This is a genomic window from Allobosea sp. P4_C6, assembly GCF_056402015.1.
Genome location: NZ_JBFUIF010000017.1, coordinates 123,425 through 144,460 on the forward strand (window position 1 = coordinate 123,425; position 21,036 = coordinate 144,460).

At 66.8% G+C, this 21,036-nt stretch carries 19 protein-coding genes; 2 read left to right on the plus strand and 17 right to left on the minus strand.

From position 1 onward, the window contains the following. Positions 1-222: 222 nt before the first annotated feature. The 11 genes from AC1DVA_RS14410 to AC1DVA_RS14460 form a co-directional block, all read right to left on the minus strand. Positions 223-1,497, minus strand: a complete 1,275-nt coding sequence (locus tag AC1DVA_RS14410) for a M20/M25/M40 family metallo-hydrolase (protein ID WP_476806278.1) — start codon at positions 1,495-1,497, stop codon at positions 223-225. A 48-nt stretch (positions 1,498-1,545) separates the two neighbouring features. After that, entirely contained in the window at positions 1,546-2,478 is a 933-nt protein-coding gene (locus AC1DVA_RS14415; RefSeq protein WP_476806279.1) for an acetamidase/formamidase family protein, read from the minus strand. 364 nt (positions 2,479-2,842) lie between these two features. Then, on the minus strand, positions 2,843-4,141 hold the full coding sequence (locus AC1DVA_RS14420) for an FtsX-like permease family protein (protein ID WP_476806280.1): 1,299 nt from the start codon (positions 4,139-4,141) through the stop codon (positions 2,843-2,845). Beyond that, positions 4,138-4,839 carry an ABC transporter ATP-binding protein gene (locus AC1DVA_RS14425; RefSeq protein WP_476806281.1) on the minus strand — a complete coding sequence of 234 codons (702 nt, stop codon included), beginning with the start codon at positions 4,837-4,839 and terminating at the stop codon, positions 4,138-4,140. Before AC1DVA_RS14425 ends, AC1DVA_RS14420 begins: the two co-directional genes overlap by 4 nt. Continuing rightward, positions 4,817-5,278 carry a hypothetical protein gene (locus AC1DVA_RS14430; protein ID WP_476806282.1) on the minus strand — a complete coding sequence of 154 codons (462 nt, stop codon included), beginning with the start codon at positions 5,276-5,278 and terminating at the stop codon, positions 4,817-4,819. Before AC1DVA_RS14430 ends, AC1DVA_RS14425 begins: the two co-directional genes overlap by 23 nt. 133 nt (positions 5,279-5,411) lie before the next feature. Beyond that, complete coding sequence (locus AC1DVA_RS14435; RefSeq protein ID WP_476806283.1) at positions 5,412-7,154, minus strand: alkaline phosphatase; 1,743 nt, start codon at positions 7,152-7,154, stop codon at positions 5,412-5,414. Between the two features lie 366 nt (positions 7,155-7,520). Further along, positions 7,521-8,447: a 2-hydroxyacid dehydrogenase gene (locus tag AC1DVA_RS14440; protein WP_476806284.1), complete on the minus strand. Its 927-nt coding sequence runs from the start codon at positions 8,445-8,447 to the stop codon at positions 7,521-7,523. A gap of 11 nt (positions 8,448-8,458) precedes the next feature. Further along, complete coding sequence (locus AC1DVA_RS14445) at positions 8,459-9,787, minus strand: NAD(P)/FAD-dependent oxidoreductase (RefSeq protein ID WP_265051711.1); 1,329 nt, start codon at positions 9,785-9,787, stop codon at positions 8,459-8,461. 55 nt (positions 9,788-9,842) lie between these two features. Next, on the minus strand, positions 9,843-10,730 hold the full coding sequence (locus AC1DVA_RS14450) for an ABC transporter permease (protein WP_265051712.1): 888 nt from the start codon (positions 10,728-10,730) through the stop codon (positions 9,843-9,845). Positions 10,731-10,734: 4 nt separating this feature from the next. After that, a complete protein-coding gene (locus tag AC1DVA_RS14455) occupies positions 10,735-11,655 on the minus strand; it encodes an ABC transporter permease (protein WP_476806285.1) in 921 nt (306 codons plus the stop codon). 22 nt (positions 11,656-11,677) lie between these two features. Then, a complete protein-coding gene (locus AC1DVA_RS14460) occupies positions 11,678-13,330 on the minus strand; it encodes a peptide ABC transporter substrate-binding protein (protein ID WP_442864888.1) in 1,653 nt (550 codons plus the stop codon). 211 nt (positions 13,331-13,541) lie between these two features. Between AC1DVA_RS14460 and AC1DVA_RS14465 the strand changes: the two genes are divergently transcribed. Beyond that, the gene (locus AC1DVA_RS14465; protein WP_476806286.1) at positions 13,542-14,186 is read left to right on the plus strand and encodes a cupin domain-containing protein; all 645 of its coding nucleotides are present in this window, start codon (positions 13,542-13,544) and stop codon (positions 14,184-14,186) included. A gap of 15 nt (positions 14,187-14,201) precedes the next feature. Here the strand turns inward: AC1DVA_RS14465 and AC1DVA_RS14470 are convergent, their stop codons facing one another. The 6 genes from AC1DVA_RS14470 to AC1DVA_RS14495 all read right to left on the minus strand — a co-directional run bounded on the left by AC1DVA_RS14470 (position 14,202) and on the right by AC1DVA_RS14495 (position 19,834). After that, positions 14,202-15,257 (minus strand): NAD(P)H-dependent flavin oxidoreductase, encoded by a 1,056-nt coding sequence (locus AC1DVA_RS14470; RefSeq protein WP_476806287.1) that lies wholly within the window; start codon positions 15,255-15,257, stop codon positions 14,202-14,204. Positions 15,258-15,315: 58 nt separating this feature from the next. After that, positions 15,316-16,512, minus strand: a complete 1,197-nt coding sequence (locus tag AC1DVA_RS14475) for a YbfB/YjiJ family MFS transporter (protein WP_476806288.1) — start codon at positions 16,510-16,512, stop codon at positions 15,316-15,318. Between the two features lie 84 nt (positions 16,513-16,596). Then, positions 16,597-16,848 (minus strand): tautomerase family protein, encoded by a 252-nt coding sequence (locus tag AC1DVA_RS14480; RefSeq protein WP_476806289.1) that lies wholly within the window; start codon positions 16,846-16,848, stop codon positions 16,597-16,599. A gap of 11 nt (positions 16,849-16,859) precedes the next feature. Then, positions 16,860-17,570, minus strand: a complete 711-nt coding sequence (locus AC1DVA_RS14485) for an SDR family NAD(P)-dependent oxidoreductase (protein WP_476806290.1) — start codon at positions 17,568-17,570, stop codon at positions 16,860-16,862. Positions 17,571-17,715: 145 nt separating this feature from the next. Further along, positions 17,716-18,651: a LysR family transcriptional regulator gene (locus AC1DVA_RS14490; RefSeq protein ID WP_476806291.1), complete on the minus strand. Its 936-nt coding sequence runs from the start codon at positions 18,649-18,651 to the stop codon at positions 17,716-17,718. A 259-nt stretch (positions 18,652-18,910) separates the two neighbouring features. Continuing rightward, entirely contained in the window at positions 18,911-19,834 is a 924-nt protein-coding gene (locus tag AC1DVA_RS14495) for a LysR substrate-binding domain-containing protein (RefSeq protein WP_476806292.1), read from the minus strand. Positions 19,835-19,943: 109 nt separating this feature from the next. On the opposite strand from AC1DVA_RS14495, the gene psrA reads away from it, so the two are divergent. Next, positions 19,944-21,035 carry an iron-containing alcohol dehydrogenase PsrA gene (gene psrA / locus AC1DVA_RS14500; RefSeq protein ID WP_265051721.1) on the plus strand — a complete coding sequence of 364 codons (1,092 nt, stop codon included), beginning with the start codon at positions 19,944-19,946 and terminating at the stop codon, positions 21,033-21,035. Position 21,036 lies beyond the last annotated feature (1 nt).

Below are 21,036 nucleotides of genomic sequence, written 5' to 3' on the forward strand. Positions count from 1 at the left end.
AACCCATGAACGCGACATCGCTCCAGTTCGTCATGCTCGCCCTTGTGGCGAGCATCCCCGTCTTGAACACGACGCTCGATCGGCGAAGACGTGGATGGTCGGGAAAAGCCCGACCATGACGGCAGACCCGTGTTCATGGGTTCCGGGCTCTTCGCTGACGCGAAGCCCCGGAATGACGGCGTGTTTCCGTCAAAGCCCAGCAAGCTATAGGTTCGGCGGCGTTTACTTCCCCGCCGGCCCGGTCGAGCCGAGATAATCGACCGCGCAGCCGACGTGCAGCTTCATCACCGCGATCGCCTCGTCGATGGTGACGTGCTCCTCGTCGGTGCCCATGCTGATCGGCGAGGGGCCGCAGATCAGGGCGGGGACGCCGCGCCAGCGCCAGTAGCGCGTATCGGTGCCGCCCAGGCTCGACACCGGCGGCGCGTCATGCCCGAGCAGCTCGCGGATATTGCCGCGCAGGATGTTGGCCATCTCGCCGAACGGGTCGGTCAGGCTCGCCGGATAGCTGTGGTCCTCGTTGACGACCATCTCGCAATCGGCCTCGCGGGCGAGCGCTTCGAGATCGGCGCGGATCGCGTCGCGGTCGGAGCCGATCGGAATGCGCATGTCGAGATGGGCGATGCAATGCGTCGGGATCTGCGTCGCCTTCTGGCCGCCTTGGAGGATGCCGACATTGACGGTGATGCGCCGGGCGACATCGCCCGCGCCCTTGCCGAGGTTGAGGTCGGCCGCTGCGATCGTCTCGGGCGAGGTCAGAACCGCATCGATCTCCGGCGGCAGCGTCGCGAGCTTCAGGTGATAGCGGTCGTAGATCACGGTCACGAGCCGGCTGACGTCGGCAATCGGATTGCGCGCCCTGTGGGCGTAGCCGCCATGCCCGCCGATGCTCTTGGCCGAGAGCGAGAAACGCAGCGTGCCCTTCTCGGTGAAGCGCAGATTGGCGAGGCCGCTCGGCTCGCCGTTGAGGCAGCAATCTGCCTCCATCTCTTCGCCGAATTCATCGAAGAGGAACTTGGTGCCGTAGCGCCCGCCCGACTGCTCGTCCGAGACCACGGTCAGCGACAGCGCGCCGTTGAGCTTTTCGCGGTGAGGGTAGAGCTGGCAATAGGCCAGGATCGAGGCGAGCGTGCCGGTCTTCATGTCGGACGCGCCGCGGCCCATGATCTTGCCGTCGACGATCCCGGCTTCCCAGAGCTTCTCGTTGGTGACCGGGAAGATGTCCATATGGCCGTTGAGGATGAGATGGCGGCCGGGATTGCCCGTTTCCCAGCGGCCGATGATGTTAGGCATCTCCGGCACGAAGGCCTCGGTGCGATGCGGCACGCGGGCGGCATCGAGCAGTTCGCGAACGAAGTCCGCGGCCTCGCGGGTGTCGCCGGGCGGGTTGACGCTCTTGATGCGCAGGAAGCGGCGCAGCAACTCGACGATTTCGTCGCGACGGTCGTCGATCGCCTGAAGCAGCTCGGCCTTCAGGGCGGCGGTATCCTTGGACATGACTCGATCTTCTTCGTAGCGGAGCAATAGCGGGGAGGGGGATGAGGTTCAGGCGCGGGCGAGCAGCGACATCGGGCGCGTCAACTCCGTCTTCTCCAGCCGGGCGGCGACGCAATAGGCCGGGTTGAAGACGTTGGCGATGTCGTAGCGCACGGCCTGCCCGAGCAGATGGCTCGCCTCGACCGGATCGACACCGAGATCCTCGCCGACCCAGCGCAGCATCTCCGTGGTGGCGAATTGCAAGGGCTGGTCGAGCGGGCGCCCGCTCGCGATCACCAACAGGTCGGTTTCGGTTTCGCAGCGCGGCCAGCGCAGCCCGAGCTTCTTCACGAGCTTCACCGAGAACTCGACCTCGAAGCTGGTCTCGACGCCGGTGCCGGCGATCTCGCCATCGCCCTGGCAGGCATGGCCGTCGCCGAGGAAAAACAGCGCGCCGGCCTCGAAGACCGGGAAGGCGATGGTCGCCCCTGGGCCGAACAGCCGGTAGTCCATATTGCCGCCATAGGCGCCGCTGGTCGCCGTCGAGATCGCCTGGCCGCGCTCCGGCGCCACGCCGAAGCAACCGAGCATCGACGCCAGCGGAAAGCTCCAATCCTTGATGCGCGCGGAGGGCTCCAGCAGCTTCACCGTGCCGGCAGCAGCGTCGATTGCCCATTCATGGCGCTCGCGCTTAGGCAGCTCGGCCAGGATCGACGGGTCGAGCACGGCCGGGGCCAGCGGCGAATAGGTCCAGCCGGTCTTCCGGTTCGGCGTCATGCTCTCGATGGTGACGAGCAGCGCATCGCCGGGCTCGGCCCCGGTGACGAAGAACGGGCCGGTCATCGGGTTGCCGCGCGGCGCATGCTGCACGCCGTCGCCGCCGAAGCCGGCGGCATCGAGCGTTGTGGTGACGACGCTGTCGCCGCTGGCTATCTCCAGCACCGGCGGCAGCGTGCCGATCACGTTCGAATAGCTTGTCGGAACGAAGTGATGGCGCGCCATGAAAGCCTTCCAGAGCCGGGGTCTTGCCGATGCGGAGCGAGGCGATGCAGGTCCGCTCGGGCATCGGACCGTAGGGGCTCGCCCCTCGCGTGAGAAGCGCTGGCCGGCGAGGGGGCGCTCTGCATCAGGCTCGCGCCCTGTCGATCAGCGCGATTGCGGGGCAGGTCGAGTCGCCAGCAGGATCACCTGCCGGAATTCAGGGTAAACTGGACGATCAGCACGCTCAGGATGTTCGGCAGGATGTGGCGCAGATAGACATGAGGCGGGCGCCCCAGCCGATCACGTGGTGTCAGGACCGTCACGCGCCCGCTCCATATGTGACCACAAACGAGAAGCCCGGGCCGAAACGGGGCCTCCGGGCGTCTCAGTCTCTCAGGCCTTGGATGATCGGGCTGCGGTAGGAAATCAGCGCGGGCAGCAGCGCCAGCAGACTTCCGACGAGACAGAGCAGGCCCGCCTGAGCCAGCTCGCCCGCTCCGATGGCGGGGGAGAGCGAAAGCCCGGTGCGGGCCGAGACGATGCCGGAGATCGCATGGGTCGCGATCACACCCAGCAGCAGCCCGGCGAGGCAGCCGGTGGCGATCAGGACGATCGTGCCGATCCAGGTCACTAGCAGCACATAGGATCGCGGCGCGCCGAGCGCTCTCAGCGTCGCGTAGCGCCGACGGCGCAGCCCGTTCACGGCGATCAGCAGGAGCACCACGCTCGCCAGGATCAGCACGGCGTTGGAGGCCGAGGCGACGACGAGGATGTCCCGCATGTCCCCGAGCGCCCCGTAGAGCGAGACGAGAACCTCGGCCGGGAAAAAGGCCATGGTTCCGCCCTGCCGGTAATGCGCGCGCAGCGCATAGGCGCCGGCGACGCTCTTGGGCTTCACCACGATCGCCGGCACGCCCGGCACGCGCTTGCCGTCGAAGGGCGGGCCGATCCGTGCTTCCTCGGGGCGGCGGCTGTCGCCCACGCTCGATCCCGTACGCCAGAACGGAGAATCGCTGCGCGCTTCTTCGGCATGGCCGTTGCCGAGGCCGTGGATGTCCCAGACGCTCTCGATCGGCACGAGAATGGCGCGATCCCAAGGCGAGCCGAGGCGCGGCAGCCGGCCCACGGCCGTGTAGCCATGGCCTTCATGCTTATGGCCGAGCTCTTCCTCATCGACCTGGCCGGGCTTGGGCGCATGGCCCGCGACGCCATGGGACGGCACGATCGTATCGCCCAGCCGGTAAACGACGTCGGCGCCGAGCACGGCTTCGCCCTCTGCCGCGAAGAGCCGACCCTCGCTTGGCTGGACCCGGCCCCAGCGGCCGGCGAAACCGGCCGTCGTGCCGATGACCGGATAGCCGCGGCTGACATCGCCGAAGGCGACCGGCGCGAAATTCCCGACCCGTTCATCCTGCGCGAGAGCCTTGAGGACCCGGCCATCGACCAGCGGCAGCGCCTCGAGCTGCAGATAGACCGCGGATATCAGGAGTTGCGTCTGGCTGCCCGGCGCGCCGATGAGCAGATCGAAATCGTCGGCGGCCCTGGCCGAGCTCTGCCGCAGCGCCCGCTCCTGCGCGCCGATCGCGATCCCGGTGGCAATCGCGAGAGCGACGAGCAGCACGATCGCCGGCGCCGTCCAGCGCAGCGCCCGCAGATCGGCCCGCACCATCGGCCAGGGGTTCATGCCGCATGCCCCGCGCTGAGATCGAGCCGGCGCGTCATCCGTGCGAGCAGGCGCGGTTCGTGCGAAGCGCAGATGAGGGTGGCGCCCGTTTGTTCGGCCGCCTCGACGAGCAGTTCGGAGACGCCATCGGCATGATCGGCGTCGAGGCTGGCCGTCGGCTCGTCGGCCAGGATCAGGCGCGGCTGATTGAAGAGAGCGCGCGCGATCGCGACGCGCTGCTGCTCGCCGCGTGACAGAACCGCCGCCCTGCGATGGGGATCCTTCAGTCCTACGCGGGACGCCAGTGCGAGGGCGCGGTCGCGGCCGGAGGAACTGAGCCGCCAGGAGGAGAAGCTCGCCGGCAAGGCGATATTGCCGGCGACATCGAGCTCCGGCACCAGATGGAAATCCTGGAAGACGAAGCCGAGGTTCTGCCGGCGCCAGTGGTCGCGCCGGGCCTCGGGCAGGGCGGAGATTTCGGTTTCGCCCCAGCGGATCGAACCGGCGCTCGGCCGCAGGAGGCCGGCGATCAGATGGAGTAGAGTGCTCTTGCCGCAGCCGGAGGGCCCGCTGACGCCAAGCGCTGTGCCGTGCTCCAGGACCAGCGTGGGAATGTCGAGAGCGCGGAAGACCCGCCCATCGCCGTCGCGATGGTCGAGCGCGATATCGCTGAGAACGAGCCGCCGCCCGCTCGCCTCAGGCGACGGAGAAGCCGGCATCGGCAATCCTGATCTGGCTGACGAAGCCGGTATCGGCATCGGTCGCGGAGCCGATCTCGAGCCGACCGGCCACCACCACCTTGCGGCCGGCGCTGACCATCGCCGTCTCGTTCTTCATGAACACGACGACGATGTCGACCGGCCAGTCGGCATCGGACTGGCAGAAGGGGCAGATGGCGAGCGGCTCGCGCGTCAGCACGAAGAAACGGCTTTCCGGCTTCAGCGGCGGCGCCATGTAGCCGACCATGCGCACGGGCTTGCCGCGCAGCACCGTCACCCTGTCGGAGAATTCGAAGCCGAGCACGCCGAAGGATTTGTAGAGGCTGTCGAAGGCGATCGTCTCGACATCGGCCGCGGCGGCGCGGTCGAAAAGGCTCGCCGCCGCGAGGCCGAGCACGGCTCCGCGGCGGGTGATGGTCGCCAGAGCATTTTCAAGCAAAGTGGATGCCGGTTCGCGTGAAGAAAATGCGGGGAGGCAAGAAGTTGGAGGATTTTCGCGCTTCGAAGAAACGCTGAAATCCTCCACGGGGGCCTGTCGGCGCATCGATGCCTCCGTTGCCCCGATCATCGGCTCACTTGCCGCCGAGCGCCAGCGCTTCGGTCATGACGCGGAACACGAAGGTGTTCGGCTTGTGGCCGCGGAAGCGCTCGGCGCCGGGGCCCATCGCTGTCAGGATGACGTCGTCGGCCGCATGGACGCCGTTATTGGCATCGAACGGAAGGTTGCCGACCTTGCGCGCCACCAGCGGGCCCGTGCAGTCCTTCTCGTTGGCGATGTTGGTCTTGCCGTCGGGGCCCTTCACGGCCGGAACGCGCTCGCCGCCCATGTTGGGGCGGCCGGTGTCGCAGGTGTCGGGATAGGAGCCGTAGACGACGGCGAGACGGCGCGAGGTGTCGACCTTGGTGGGGTAGCCCTCGGCGTCGACCGGGCCGTAATTCGGCGGGGTCGACTCGTTGTAGACGCCGAGCTTGTCGCGCAGCAGCTGGCCCGGACGATCGTCGTCATAGGTGCCGATGATCGACATCGGATGGGCGTGGTCGGGGACGACAATGATCAGCGTGTCGTTGCGGTCGCCGGCGAAGTCCTTCGCGACCTTGACCGCGTTGTCGAGCATGATCGTGTCGAACACCGAGCGCTCCCAGTCGAGCGAGTGGCTGTACTTGTCGATGCGGGCGGACTCGACCATCAGCAGGAAGCCCTCGGGATTGCCCTTGAGCATGTCGAGCGCGGCCCTGGTCTGCTCGACGACATCCGGCTGGTCCGGGAACTTGGAGATCGAGCCCTTCTTGGCGAGACGCAGGTCGAAGGCGCCGTCGATGTTGCCGGTGTTGTAGAGGCCGAGCAGCTTCTTCGAGCCGGCGGCGACCGCCGCGTTCATCTCGGTCTTCGTGGTGGCGAGCGTGTAGCCGGCCTCCTTGAACTTGGCGATGAAGTCCTGCTCGTCCGTGCGCTTCGAGCCGGGGGTGGCCTTGCTCAGGAAGTTCGGCGAGCCGCCACCCATAATCACGTCCGGCTTCACCGCATAGAACATCTCGACGATGTCGTTGAAGTCCGAGCGGCGGCGGGTGTGGGCGACCATCGAGGCCGGGGTCGCATCCTCGATCTCGGAGTTGGTGACGACGCCGACAGCCATGCCGGTCTTGCGCTTCACCAGCTCGGCGATGGTCTCGACCTTCGGATGGTCGAGGGTCAGCGCGTTCTTGGCGCAGTAGACGCCGAGCGCGTTCACGCAGGATTTGTGGCCGGTGGTGTAGGCATGCGCCGCATTGGCGCTGTCGGTGACGATCGAGTCCGTGCCGGAGGTCGAGATCAGCGCCATGTTGGACATGTCGTCCATGGCGAGCTCGCCGTCATATTTGCCTTCTTTCCAGCCCTTGGAGAGGATGCGGGCCGCCGTGCGGTTGGCGACCGTCATGCCGTCGCCGATGAAGAGGATGACGTTCTTGGCGCGGCGCGGCGTCGCCGTCGCGAAGACGTCCCAGTTCACGGTCGACTTGTTGCCGCCTTGGGTGGCTTCCACCACGTAGCGGCCGGCCGGGAGCGAAGCGCCGCGCAGCCACAGCGCCGAATGCTTCTGGCCTTCCTCGCTCTGGATGAAGTTCGTCGGCCGTCCGAAGGCCTCGGCGGCGGGCTTGCCGTTGATGGTGACGTTCACGTCGCCCGAGGTCGGCGCATTCGGGAACTCGACCTTGAAGTCGAACCGCGAGCCTTCGAGGATCTCGGCACGGTCGATCGGATAGATCGTCTGTGCGGTGGCGGATCCCCCCGCCACGCCTGCCGCCAGGACCGCCGCCAACCAGTGATATGCGCGCATTGTCGTTCTCCGCCGGAAAGGGCTCGTGCCGGTGGCCTTCGCCTAAGACCGGAACATGACAGTTTCATCAAACCCGTCCGGACCCGGCGCGACTTCGGGACCTTGGAACGGATCGTCAGACATGCCGAAGGGCCGCCTCTCGGCGGCGCTTCGCGAGTTGCTGTCTATGAAGAAGAGACGACCGGCTAGCGGAGAATGGCCGGCGCGGCTCGGAGATGCCTTGCAACGACGAGCAGCCGGTCCGGTCGCGTTTCCTGCCGCCGGCTCGCCAAGTGGAGCCTTCTCCCTTTCATCGACAATCGAAGGATGAAAGGGGATGCGTGAAGCGCGCCCTGAGCGGCTCGGCAGGCGGCGCCGCCGTCGCGGTCAGTATTCCCGACCGCGCGGGACGAGCCCCTCGATGGGGAGCCCTTTGCGGTGGCGCTCGATCGTCTCGAGCACAAAGGCGGCGCCGCTTTCCGGGCGCGTCATGCTGGCGATGTGAGGTGTCATCACGATGCGCGGGTGGTTCCAGAACGGATGATCCGGCGCCGGGGGCTCGCTTTCGAGCACATCGATCATCGCGCCCGAAAGCTGTCCTGTATCCAATGCGTCCAGCAGGTCGGTTTCGACGAGATGCCCGCCTCGCCCGACATTGATCAGGCCCGGCCCGCGCGGCAGCTGCGAGAACAACCGTGCATCGAGGATGCCTTGCGTGGCCTCGGTCAGCGGCAGCAGGCAGATCAGGATATCCGTCTGCGCCAGGAAGGCGGGGAGTTCTGCTGCGCCGGTAAAGCAGGTGACACCCTCGATCTGCCGCGGTGAGCGGTTCCAGCCCGACAAGGGAAAACCGAAGGAACGCAGCTTCGCCAGGCTCGCCTGGCCGAGCTGTCCCAGCCCCAGAATGCCGACACGCCGACCTGCGGGGGGACGGACCTGGATCTCTCGCCAATGCCGCTGGCGCTGCTGGTCGATGAAATCGACCATGTTGCGGTGAAGCATCAGCGTGGCCATGCAAACGAATTCGGCCATGCTTTCGGCGATGCCTGGCTCAAGCATGCGCACGACCGGCAATTCGGGCGGCAATTTGCTGAAATCGAGCTGATCGATGCCGGCACCTACCGAGAAGACCATCTTGAGGTTCGGGAAGGTCTCGGCGATCCGCTCCGGCGGCTGCCAGAGCAGGAGGTATTCGATGGCCAGCGGATCGCCGATATCCGGCCAGATCCGGAAGGGCGTCTCGGGCGCCTGTCGGGCGAAGGCCGCGGCCCATTGGTCCGCCCGCTCGGCGCTCGCCTTGTAGAGGATGGTCACGGCGGCGCTCCCTAGAACAGCCCGACCGGCGCCAGCGGCCGCCCGTCGACCAGCCGCTCGTAGCTATAGGCGGCGGGATCGACGAAGGACGGGTCACCGCGCACGACATCGGCTGCGAGCTTGCCGGCGGCCGGGCCGATGCCGAAGCCATGGCCCGAGAAGCCGGTGGCGAGGAAGAAGCCCTTCAGGCTGGCGACCGGCGAGATCACCGGCACGGTATCGGGCGTGGAATCGATCGTCCCGCCCCAGGCCTCGGCGATGCGGATGTCCTTGAGCGCGGGGTTGCCGGCGATCAGCGCGGCCAGCGCCGAATTGACCAGCTCCATGTCGGGCGCGGGGTCCTGCACGCGCACTGCCTCGAACGGGGAGGGCTGATCGAACTGCCAGTTGGCGCTGCCGAAAAGCTGCTTGAAGAAATCCGCTCCCAGCCGCAGCTTCAGCCCGGCCCGGCGTTGCTTGAAGGTCGGCCAGAACATCTTGGCGTAGCGCAGGATGTCGGGTGTCAGGTTGACCGTGCCGCGCCCGCGCAGCGCCAGCGTGAAGCCGCCGTCGAGCCGGCGGCGGACGCAATATTCGGTGGTGCCCAGCGCCCCGGCGGTGATCTCGGGCGCCGGCGTGGTGCGGCAGGCGGTGGCGTCGACCAGTCCGATCGGCAGGTCGATTCCGTGGCGCCGGCAGAACAGCGAGGACCAGGCGCCGCCCGCCAGCAGCACGGCCTGGGTGCGGATCGTGCCCTTCTCGGTCACGACTGCGCTGACGGCACCGGCCGTCGTCTCTAGGCCGCGCGCTGCGCAGCCCTGATGGATGGTGACGCCCCGCTTGCGTGCTGCCAGGGCGAGCGCCGGCACGGCCATCGAAGGCTCCGCCCGCCCGTCGCTCGGCGTATGCAGGCCGGCCACCCACTTCTGCGAATTGCCGGGCAGCCTCTCTGCGACCTCGGCCGGGCTCAGCAAGGTGGAGTGGACCTGAAGCTCGCGCGCGATCACGGCCCAGCGTTCCCAATCGGCGGCTTCCTTGGGGTCCTTGGTCAGGAAGAGCACGCCGGTGCGCCGAAAGCCGGTATCGGCCCCGGCCTCTTCCTGCAGCTCTTCCCAGAGGCGCAGAGCTTCGCGCGCAAGCGGAATCTCGGCCCGGGCGCGGCCCTGCTGGCGGCACCAGCCCCAGTTGCGGCTCGACTGCTCGCCCGCGACATGCCCTTTCTCGACCAGCGCGACCGACAAACCCTTGCGGGCGAGATGATAGGCGCTGGATACGCCGATCACGCCGCCCCCGATGACCACCACGTCGACGGCCTCCGGCAGGCGCTCGTCGCTGGGAATGCGGTTGACCGGCGGGGACATGGACGGTGCTCCTGAGGAATGGAGTGGGTAGCCGAGGCGGCGGGAAGGGGTGGCGTCAGTTGATGTCCATGCGCGGATCGAGCGCATCGCGCAGGCCGTCGCCGATGAAGTTGAAGCTGGTCACCGCGAGCGTGATCGCGATGCCGGGGAGGAGCGCAAGCCAGGGCGCGCTCGTCAGGTAGATCTGGGCGTTGTTGAGCATGTTGCCCCAGCTCGAGGCCGGCGGCTGGATGCCATAGCCGAGGAAGCTGATGTAGGATTCGAGCAGGATCGCCTTCGCGACGTTGAGCGTAGCCGCCACCACGATCGGCGCCATCGCGTTGGGCAAAAGGCTCCGGAACATGATGTAGAAATCGCTGGCTCCCACGGCGCGGGCCGCGGCTGCGAAGTCGCGCTCGCGCAGGGAGCGGATCTGCGCCTCGACGATGCGCGCGACATTCATCCAGGACGTCGCGGCGATCAGCAGCGTGGTGGCCAGAATGCCGGGTTCGGTAAGTGCGGCCAGCGCCAGCAGCAGGAAGATCGCCGGGAAGCACAGAACCGCATCGACGAAGCGCATCAGCACCGCGCCGAGCCAGCCGCCGTAGAAGCCCGCGATCACGCCGACCGCGATGCCGATCGCCATCGCCACGGCCATGGCGAGGAAGCCGATCGCCAGCGAGATGCGCCCGCCCATCATCAGCCGGGCGAGGATATCGCGGCCGAGCTCGTCCGTTCCCAGCACATGGACGCCGGAGAACGGCGGCGCGAAGCGCTGCATGATGTCGATATAGGTGTCGTCGAATGGCAGGAGATAGGGCCCGACGACGGAGCCAAGCGCCAGGATGAGGATCGTCACGGAGCCGGCCATGGCGAGCCGATGCCGGCGGAAGCGGCGCCAGGCGGTGTTTCCGGTCGAGGCGGCCACGGGTTCGAGCGAGACGGATGCGGCTTGTGCGCTCATGGCCTCACTCCATCCTGATCCGTGGATCGACCAGCGCGTAGAGCAGGTCGGCGAGCAGCGAGCCGAGCATCACCATCGCGGCCGAGAGCATCAGGATGCCCATCACGACGGGATAGTCGCGATAGGCGATGGAATCGAGGAAGAGCCGGCCCATGCCGGGCCAGGTGAATACGGTTTCCGCGACCAGCGCGCCGCCGAGCAGGGTCGGGAATTGCAGGCCGGCGACGGTGATCATCGGCAGCAGCGCGTTGCGCAGCGCGTGCCGCGACAGCACGTTCCACTCCGGCAGGCCCTTGGCCCGCGCCGTGCGGATGTAGTCCTGGCCGATCACGTCGAGCATGGAGGAGCGCATGAAGCGCGCCCAGATCGCCATCTCGACGAGAGCCAGAACCAGCGCCGGCGCGATCAGGTGATGCAGCAGGTCGAGCACGGAGTCGTCGCCGACCGTGTGGCGGTTGCCGGCCGGCAGCCAGCCGAGCGTGACCGAGAAGACGTAGATCGTGACCAGCCCGAACCAGAAGGTGGGTATCGAGAGCGCGATCATCGCGCCGACGGTCGCGAGCGTGTCGAACAGCGAATAGCGGCGGATCGCACCGAGGATGCCGATCCAGCAGCCGAGCAGGCAGGCGATCAGCGTTGCCGTCGCCATCAGCTCGAAGGTGGCCCGCAGATGCGAGCCTATGGTGACAAGCACGGCCCCGCCGTCGCGATAGGACGTGCCCCAATCTCCCTGCAGCATGCGCCAGAGCCAGTCGGCGTACTGGACCGGCCCTTGCCCGATGTCCTCGGGCGACATCTGCGACGACAGCGCGAACTGCGACAGCGGGCCGCCCGGCGCCAGATGCAGGATGGCGAAGCCGAGCATCGAGACGATGAGCAGGAGCACCAGCGCCTGCCCCAGCCGGCGAATGAGATAGGGAACCATCGCAGCGCGACCCGTCCGGCGCTCAGGCCCAGTACCACTCCCGCATGTTCCAGCAATTGGACGAGGTGTTGATGTTGGGCGCGAAGCCCTGCAGCCCGTCCTTGGTGCCTTCGGCGATCACCGACTGGAACAGCGGCAGGATGGCGAGATCGTCGCGGATCAGTTTCTGCAGCGCGCCATAGGTCGCCTTGCGCTCGGCGAGGTCGAACTGCGCCGCGCCTTGGGCCAGCAGCCGGTCGGCCTCCTTGTTCTGGTACTGGTAGGTGTTGTAGCCGCGCCCGCCCTTGGCCGGGATCGCGCTGGAGCCGAAGCGCGGCGTCACGTCGGGGTCGCTGCCCAGCATGAAGTTGACGCCGACGATGACCGACTGGAATTTCGACTGCTGCCAGAAGTCGCCCCAGATCACGGCGGCCGGCATGTTGTTGATGCGCAGCGAGGCACCGATCGCCTTCCAGTCCTGCATCAGGAGCTGCTGCGTCTGCTCGCGCACGGCGTTGCCGCTGGTGGTCGAGTTGGCGAATTCCAGCCGGACGCCGCTCTTCTCGCGGATGCCGCCGGAGCCGCGCTTCCAGCCGGCGGCATCGAGGATGGCGTTGGCCTTGGCGGGATCATAGGCATGGGCCGGCAGGTCCTTGGTGAAGGACCAGGCCTGTTGCGGCACGAAGGATTCCGTCGGCATCGGCAGCCCGTAGTTGAGCGCGTCGATCAACCCCTTCTTGTTGATGCCGAGATAAAGCGCCTCCCGCACCGCCCGGTCGGCGAGCGGGCCGAATTCGAGATTGGGCGCGATATGCTCGATCGATGCCATCGGCGAGACCGTGATCTTGCGGCCCGGCAGGGTCTTCGCCTCCTTGACGAAGTTCGGCAGCACGCCCTGGATGCCGGTGTAGTCGATCTGGCCGGTGCGGAACTGGGTGTAGAGCACGGTCAGATCGGGGACGTATTTGAAGACGATCCGCTCCAGGAACGGGCCGCGCCCGTGATAGCTCTTGTTGGCGAGGAGCTGGATGTGATCGCCCGGCACCCTCTCGCCCCAGCGGAACGGGCCGGTCCCGATCGGCGCATTGTTGAAGGGCGAGGCATTGGGGTCGGACGCCTTCTCCAGCGCGTGCCTGGGCACGATGAAGAACAGCGACAGGATCGACATATAGGGCGAATAGGCGCTCTCCATGCGCCAGTGGATCTCGTCGGGAGCCACCACCTTGATGTCGTGGACGAGGCTGTGCCCGACCCGGTTGCGGGCGCGGAAGGCGGTGTTGTTGACGAGGTCGATGCTGAACTTGACGTCCTCGGCCGTGAAGGGCGTGCCGTCATGCCATTTGGCGTCGTTGCGCAGCTTGACCTTCCAGGTCAGGCCGTCGGCGGAAAGCCCGCCATTCTCGACGGTGGGAACCTCCTTGGCGAGGTCGGCCTGGAAGCGGCCTTCAGGGTCGATGTACCAGAGCGTGCTGAAAAGCTGCCACCAGACGCCCTGATCGACCTCGATGCCGGGCATCAGCGGATGGAAGACCGTCGGCTCCTGCGACAGGCCGGCGACGACCTGGCCCTTCGGCTCGGACGGTGGTTGCGCGGCTCGCAGCGGCAAGGGCACGCTGATGCCCGCCGCCAGCCCCATGCCCATCGCCAGAGCGCCGCGGCGCGTCGGGGCCGTGACTCCAGAATATCCGTCAGACATGATGTGCCTCCTCCTGCGAACCCGGTTCCCGCACTTCGCAACGTGTTTGACACGTTTCCTGCGAACGGAATTTCAATCCCTCTAACTTTTGTTATGCTGACTTCAACATGGCTGAAAAAACCTGTCAATCTTGCCAACGCACTCCGTCGCCGTCATCTCGGGATCGAGCGGCTGTGCTAGGCGTTTCAGGAAACATGCTGAGAGGCGATCGATGAGCAGGCATGATGCTGGACCGGATTCCCTGGACAAGGTGACCAACGAGCCGATCGTCGTTCCCGAGGACGCGGAGCACCGGCTCGGCGAGACGGTCCGGCTTTTGCGCCAGCGCGCCGGCTTGTCGATTCAGGAGGTCTCGCAGCGCACGGGCCTGTCCACCGGCATGATCAGCCAGCTCGAGCGTGCGCTGGCCTCACCCTCGATCAGGAGCCTGCGGCTGCTGAGCATCGCATTGGGCGTGCCGATCTCCTATTTCTTCGAGCCGCATGCCCCCGACCCGTCGTCGCGATACGTCGTGCGCCGGAACGACCGACGCCTCCTCCGCCTCACGGCGAGCGGCGTGCTCAAGGAATCGCTGACGCCGGCCCAGGGCGGCGCGCTCGAGATCTACGAGCTGACGCTCAATCCCGGCGCGTCGTCGGGTGCCGATTTCGTCCCGCATGTCGGAGAGAAGGCGGTCTACGTTCTCGCAGGCCGTATCCGGATCTGGCTCGACCATGAACCCCATGTGCTGGATGCGGGCGACAGCGTCTGCTTCCCCAGCACGGTTCCCCACATGTTCGACAACCCCGAACAGACCGTGGCCCGCGCGATCTGGGTCACGACCTTGCATTCCGGCACGCCGTCGCGGGGCAGCTAAGATCGCAGGCGGATATCAACCGCTCTCGCCCATCAGCATCCTCGTCAAGACGGAAGCCAGCATGGGCTGCGCCAGGGGGAAGGACTGGCCGGCCCAGATCGGGCTGAAATCATCGCTGCCGGCCTTCTCGGCCGCGCTGCGCAGCGGGCCGATCGCACCGCCCGCGGTCGGAAAAGCCGGGGCGTCCTTCGACAACGGCCCGAGCTCGGACAGCAGGCGGTTGACGATGCCGCGCGCCGGCCGGCCCGTGAACAGATTCGTGACGGCTGTCGGCCGGTCGGGCGAGCCGAGCGCCCGCCGATGGACGTCGGATATGCTGGCCTCGGGCGTCACCAGATAGGCTGTGCCGACCTGCACGCCCGCCGCCCCCAGCGCGAATGCGGCCTCGACGCCGCGCCGGTCGGAAATGCCGCCCGCAGCGATCACCGGCACCGAGACGGCATCGACGATCTGGGGGACCAGCGCAAAGGTTCCGATCTGTTCGGACATCCTGTCGGTCAGGAAGCTGCCCCGATGGCCACCCGCTTCCGCGCCCATCGCGATGACGGCGCCGACCCCGCGCTCGACGAGCCAGCGCGCCTCGGCCACCGTGGTGGCGGAGGCGATCACTACGGCACCGGTGCGCTTCACCCTGTCGAGCAGATCTGCCGGCGGCAGGCCGAAATGAAAGCTGACCACCTCAGGCCGATAATCCTCCACGACGGTCGCACTCGTTGCGTCGAACGGTGTTCTCCCGCTCGGCGCTTTCGGCATGTCCGGATCGAGGCCGGCTTCGGCATAGTAGCCGGTGAGCTGCGAGAGCCAGGCGGCCTGACGCGCAGGGTCGTCGGCGGGGTTGGTGTGGCAGAAGAAGTTCAGGTTGATCGGGCGCGACGTGCCTGCCCGGACCCGGTCCAAGGCCGCCCGCAGGCCGCGCTCGTCATATTGCGCGCTCGGCAGCGAGCCCAGCCCACCCGCCTCGCTGACGGCGATGACCATCTCCGGCGTCGTCGCACCCGCCATCGGCGCCTGGATGATCGGCAGCTCGACGCCGAGAAGTGCAGTCAGCCTGGACTGATATGATGTGGTCATCGTCGTTCCTTTCGCGGTTCCGGCCAATTGTCGGGCCTGTTCGGACACATCCATGATCTCAGGCGGGGCTCGATGTCGCCCGCATCGCCGCCTCCCGAGCGGTCGTCTCAGTCAGATCAACCCGTCGAGGCTCCATCTTGGGCAGGCTCAGTGCAGCCGCAGTCAACAGGACGAGGCCGGCCAGGAGAAGCGAAGCGTCGAAGGAACCGCTCGAAAGATAGAGTGCATTCGCAACGAAGGGGCCGGCGACCTGCCCCGCGCCATAGGCGAGCGTCATCACGGCGATCATGTCGAACCGGACGAGCGCTGCGACCTTGCGGGCCGCCGGCAGCGCGATGGTGACGGTGCCAACGAAGGTTCCGCCGACGATGAGGGCGCTGGCGACATAGGCCACGGGATGATGCAGCACCGGCAGGACAACGCCGACAGCCTGCACGCCCAGGTTCGCCGCGAGGCTGACGTTGCTGCCCCAGCGCCGATGCAACGCGTGCCAGAGGAAGCAGGACGGCACGGCGCCCAAACCAAAGAGCGCCCAGATATGCGCGGGATCGACCGAACTCAACGCGTTCCGCACGAGCAGTGGCAGATAGGTTGCGGTGATGATGTAGCCGAAGCCCGCCAGGCCATAGACGATGGTCAAACGGTAGGGTCCGAGCAGGCCGCCGATCGCGGTCGCATCGGAGGTCGGCGGCCGCTCGTCCCGTTCCGCCCGGGACTGAAGCCACAAGGCGACCGATCCTAGAACAAGCGACACCCCGCCCAGCAGAAGCCAGAGCGATCGGCTCGGCAGCGCCGCGGCGTGCCCGGCTGCGATGATCTCCGCGGAGAGCAGGATGCCGATTCCGACGCCTGCGAACAGTGTTGCCACTTCATGGGAAAGGCCGCGATCGTGAAGGAGCCACTGCGCCGCCGCGACCATGGCGATTGCGCTCGACACGCCTGCCAGGCCGCGAACCAGGATAACGAGCGGGGGAGACAAGGGCAGGCCGAGCAGGCCGAGCAAGGCGGCCGTCGTCAGCACCGCCAGCGCACACATCGCCCGGCTTGAGCGGGTCGGCCACAGGCTCAGCAGCAAGGCGCCGATCAGATAGCCGGCGTAGTTGGCCGAGGCGGCATATGAGCCTGCCTCGACGCTGATCTGCTGCTCGGCGACCATCAGGGGATAGAGGCCAGTGAATGCAAAGCGCCCGAAACCCATGCCGATCGCCAGCACCAGCGCACCGGCCAGGGCGGTTGTCCGGTCATTGCGAGACATCGATACTCTCCGTGATGGTCAGCTCCGCAAGTCGCCGCCCGGCGGCTCGGCCGTTCGATGCCGAGCCGCGCGGGTAGGGGGTGTTCAAGCCCCGGCAGGGCGAATTTGGCTCGCTGCGCGCCGCTTGCGGTATTCCGGGACAGGCAAGCCGCCCCAGCCCCAGTTGGCGAGCTCGACCTCCTCGATCACGACGAAGGTCGAGTCGAGCGGCTTGTTCAGTACGTCGAGCAGAAGCTGGCTGACGCCGGCGATGAGCTGCGCCTTCTCCTCGGCCGTGACAGAGGCGCGGCCGGGGCCGGAGCCTTCCTGCGTGACCTGTATGGTGACGATCGGCATGGCCGTCTCCCTCAGTGCCCGGCGCTCTGGCCGCCATCGACATGCAGGATCTCGCCTGTGACGAAGCCGGCGCCCTCCAGGAACAGCACGGCCTCGACGACGTCCCGAATGTCGCCCATCCGCTTCACTGGATGGAGGTTGGCCAGAAATTCATACGTCTGCGGCGCGTGCATCGGCGTCTTGATCACGCCCGGCGAAACCGCGTTCACGCGGATGCCCCTGCCGGCGTATTCGATCGCCAGCGCCTTCGTCGCCGCGTTGATCCCGCCCTTGGTCAGGTTGGCGAGCACGGTCGGGACGCCGGCGATCGCATGGTCGGTGAGGCTGGTGGTGATGCTGACGATATGGCCCGAGCCCTGCTTCAGCATGATGCCCGCGGCTTGCTGCGTGATGTGAAAGAAGCCGGCGAGATTGGTCGCGATCTTGCTGTCGAAATCCGCGAGCGTGTAGTCGGTGAAGGGCTTGGCGATGAAGAGGCCGGCATTGTTGACCAGCGTGTCGACGCGCCCGAAGCGGGCCAGCGCCTCGCGGATCACGGCCTCGGCCGTCGCGGAATCGGCGATATCTCCGGGGATGGCCAGGATATCCTCGTCGCCGCTTTGCTTGATCGAGCGCGACGTTGCGACGACGCGATAGTTGCGGTCACGAAATGCCTTGACCAGCCCGGCGCCGATGCCCTGCGAAGCACCGGTGACGATGGCGACTTTCCGTTCGTTGCTCATGATGATCCTCTGCTCTCCGCCTGTGAAGGAGATGGCTGGTGCCCAGCCCATCTCGTTCGGTGAGGATCATTTTGGAGCTTTCGCGGATCGTTTGAATGGCCGATGTTCGGCAGGCATTCTTCCCTGAAGTGGAAGAATGTCCGGGTCAGTCGTCCAGCGCGACCGCTTCTGCCGTGAGCCGGGCAAAATCCGCCCGCAGTCGCGGTACCGCGAAATCCAGGAACGCCCGGACTTTGGGAACCGTCGAGCGCCCCTGCGGGAGCAACAGGTTCACGGGTCTGGCTGGTGGTTCGGTCCCCCGCAGCAGGAGCTGCAACGAGCCGTCCTGAACGCGTTCGGCGACCTGATAGGTGAGGAGACGGGTGACACCCAGCCCGCCGACGGCGGCGCCGAGAGCCGCCCGCACGCTGTTGACGATCAAGCGTGGCTTGAACTGAACGGAACGCGCTATGGATCCGCCCTTGGGCGGCGAGAAGACCCAGCTATCTCGCCCGAAATCGGTGCAGGCGATGATGCTGTGCCGGGTCAGGTCACCCGGCTCGTCGATGCGGGGATGCTGACTCAGATAGCGCGGAGCGGCCACGATCACCGGCCTCACCTCACCGCCGATGCGGATGGCCGTCATCGAGGAATCCGGCAGTTCCAGCACGCGCAAGGCGATGTCGATGCCCTCCTCGATCAGGTTCGCGCTGCGCGCGAACAGGACGAGATTGACCGATACGGCCGGGTAAGCCTCGATATAGGCGTCGATCATCGGGCGCAGGATCTCCTCGCCGCTGACCGTAGGCGCCGTGATCGTCAAGGTTCCGCGCGGCGCGGCCCGTTCGCCRGCCCCTATGGCCTCGGCCTCCTGCAGATCGACGAGGATGCGGCGGCAGGCGGCGGCGTAGCGCTCGCCGATCTCGCTGAGCTTGATGGCGCGCGTGGTGCGGTGGAGCAGCGTCGCTCCCACCTGCCRCTCCAGAAAGGCGATCGCCCGGCTCACAGCCGCCGGCGACCTGCCGAGCTGACGCCCCGCACCGGCGAGGCTTCCCTCATCCAGGGCGGCAACGAAGACCTTCATCGCCTCTATGCGATCCATGCGGTGTCAGAAGCCTCGTGAGATCAAGCCGAGTCAATTTAGGCGATCGAAGACGCGCTGGGTATGAGCTCTGCTGCAGCCATCGGCAGCAAAGGCGGTGCAACTCCGAGGCGATGAGGAAGGCACGGTCGCCAGCAGCGCGTTGAGGCCTGCGAAACGCTGCCCGAGATCCACTCCACATCGATGTGCACCGGCTCCCCCAACGACCGTTGCAAAGGACCGCGATGGCCATCGCTGGAGCGCGCGGTCGCCTGAGCGATCATGGCAGCCGATCGGCGCGTGATTCCTGTCGACTGATGCGCGCGGCGGCGTCGAACATCTCTCTCATTCCGCGGACAACGGTGAGGAAGGCGGTAATGACCCGGCTGGCTTCCCGCTGCTTCAGCACGACGACATGCGCATAGGTGTAGACTTCGGCCCCCTCGATCGGGATCAGCCGCAAGTTCTCGTCGGGCACGAACTCCGCTTCCGAGACGTAGCTGATGCCAAGCCCGCGAATGACCGCCTCCCTCACCGCCTCGCGGCTGCCGATCTCCATCACGAGTCGTGGTTTCGTGTTCGTCCTGGCAAGGGCGTTCTCGAAGGCGCGGCGGGTCGTCGAACCCAGTTCCCGGACGATCATCGGCTCACTTTCCAGCTCCGTCAGTCGGATACTGCTGCGGTCGGCAAAGCGATGATCGCGCCTGACGAAGAGCGCCACCGGATGGCGCCGATACGGAATGGTCAGCAGCCGGTCGTCCTCGTCGATATAGGCGAGGACCGCGACGTCGCATCGGTAGCTGGCGAGGTCATCCAGGACTTCGGTCGAATTGCCGATCTTTACCGCAAGCTCGATGCCCGGATAGGCCTGATTGAAGGCGGCCAGCATCTCCGTGACGTGAAACGGGCCGACGGCGCTGATCGAGAGACGGCCCGTCCGGAGTTCGCGCGTTTCCGACAGGAAGGCGAGCGCCTCGGCCTCCTCGGCGAAGAGGCGGGTGGTGATGGCGAGAAGCTGGCGGCCGGTGTCGCTGAGTTCCCGCCGTCGGCCGCGCTTGACGAAGAGCTCGACGCCGAACTCATCCTCCAGCGCGCCGACCTGCGCGGTCAGGGTCGGCTGGCTGATGTTGAACGTCTCGGCTGCTGCATTGAAGCCTCCGGCGTTCGCGACATTGTGGAAGGAGCGCAGCTGGGTATAACGCATAGCAAATTTCTATCTATAGAGATCAAAAAATCAATTTGTTATGATGGATGAGCTCTGTGAGCATCCTCGAAACGGTGTCGGCAAGGCACCTGTAGCGAGGGCGGAAGGCATGAGCTGGGCGTACTGGAATCCCGTGAAGATCCGGTTCGGGTCTGGCCTCTTCGATGAGGTCGCGAAGCTTGTCGGCACCCGGCGCTGGGCGCTCGTTACCTATGACCAGCCGATCTTCCACGAATTGTCCGCCCGCCTCGCGAAGGCTGCCGGCGCTCCGGTGGTCACGATCAGCAACATCGAGACCAACCCGGACTGCGCGGATCTGGTCGAATCCTGCCGGCAATTCGGCGCGGCTTCGCAGGTGCCCGAGGTCATCGTCGCGCTCGGCGGCGGCTCGATGATCGATGCGGCCAAGGTGCTGGCCGCCAGCGGCGGCGACTTCGAAACGGTGCGGCGCCATCTCGTCGACAAGGTGCCCCTCGACGCCGACACGATCGTCCCGATCATCGCCGTGCCGACGACGGCGGGAACCGGAAGCGAGGTCACCTCCTGGGCGACCGTTTGGGATTCGGCCAACGGCAGCAAGTACTCGCTCGCCCATCCGCGGCTCTACCCCGAGACGGCGGTGCTCGATCCGGTCCTGACTGTCGGCGCACCCCGCGGCCTGACGCTGGCGACCGGGCTCGACGCCCTGTCGCATGCGCTCGAAAGCATCTGGAACGTCAACGGCAATCCGGTTTCAGCCAACTACGCGGTCGAGGCCGCGCGCGAGATCATCGATACCCTGCCGCGCCTGCTGGAGCGGCTCGACGACGTCGAGCTCAGGGCGCGACAGATGCGTGCCAGCCTGCTGGCGGGCCTCGCCTTCTCGAACACCAAGACGGCGCTCGCCCACAACATCTCCTACGACATTACGCTGAAGAGCGGCACGATCCACGGCATCGCCTGCTCCTTCTCGCTGCCGATCGTGATGCGCTGGGCGACCGGCGTGCAGCCGCAATGCGATGCGGCGCTGCGCCGTGTCTTCGGGGCCGATCTGGAGCAGGGCGCCGAGCGGCTCGATGCTTTCCTGCAAGGTCTGGGCGTCAGGACGGACCCCGCCGCCTACGGTGTCTCGCCGGCCGAATGGGACCGTCTGGTCGACAAGGCCATGCAAGGCGAGCGCGGGCGCAACTTCATCGGGAAACTGGCCGCCAAAGCAGCCTGAC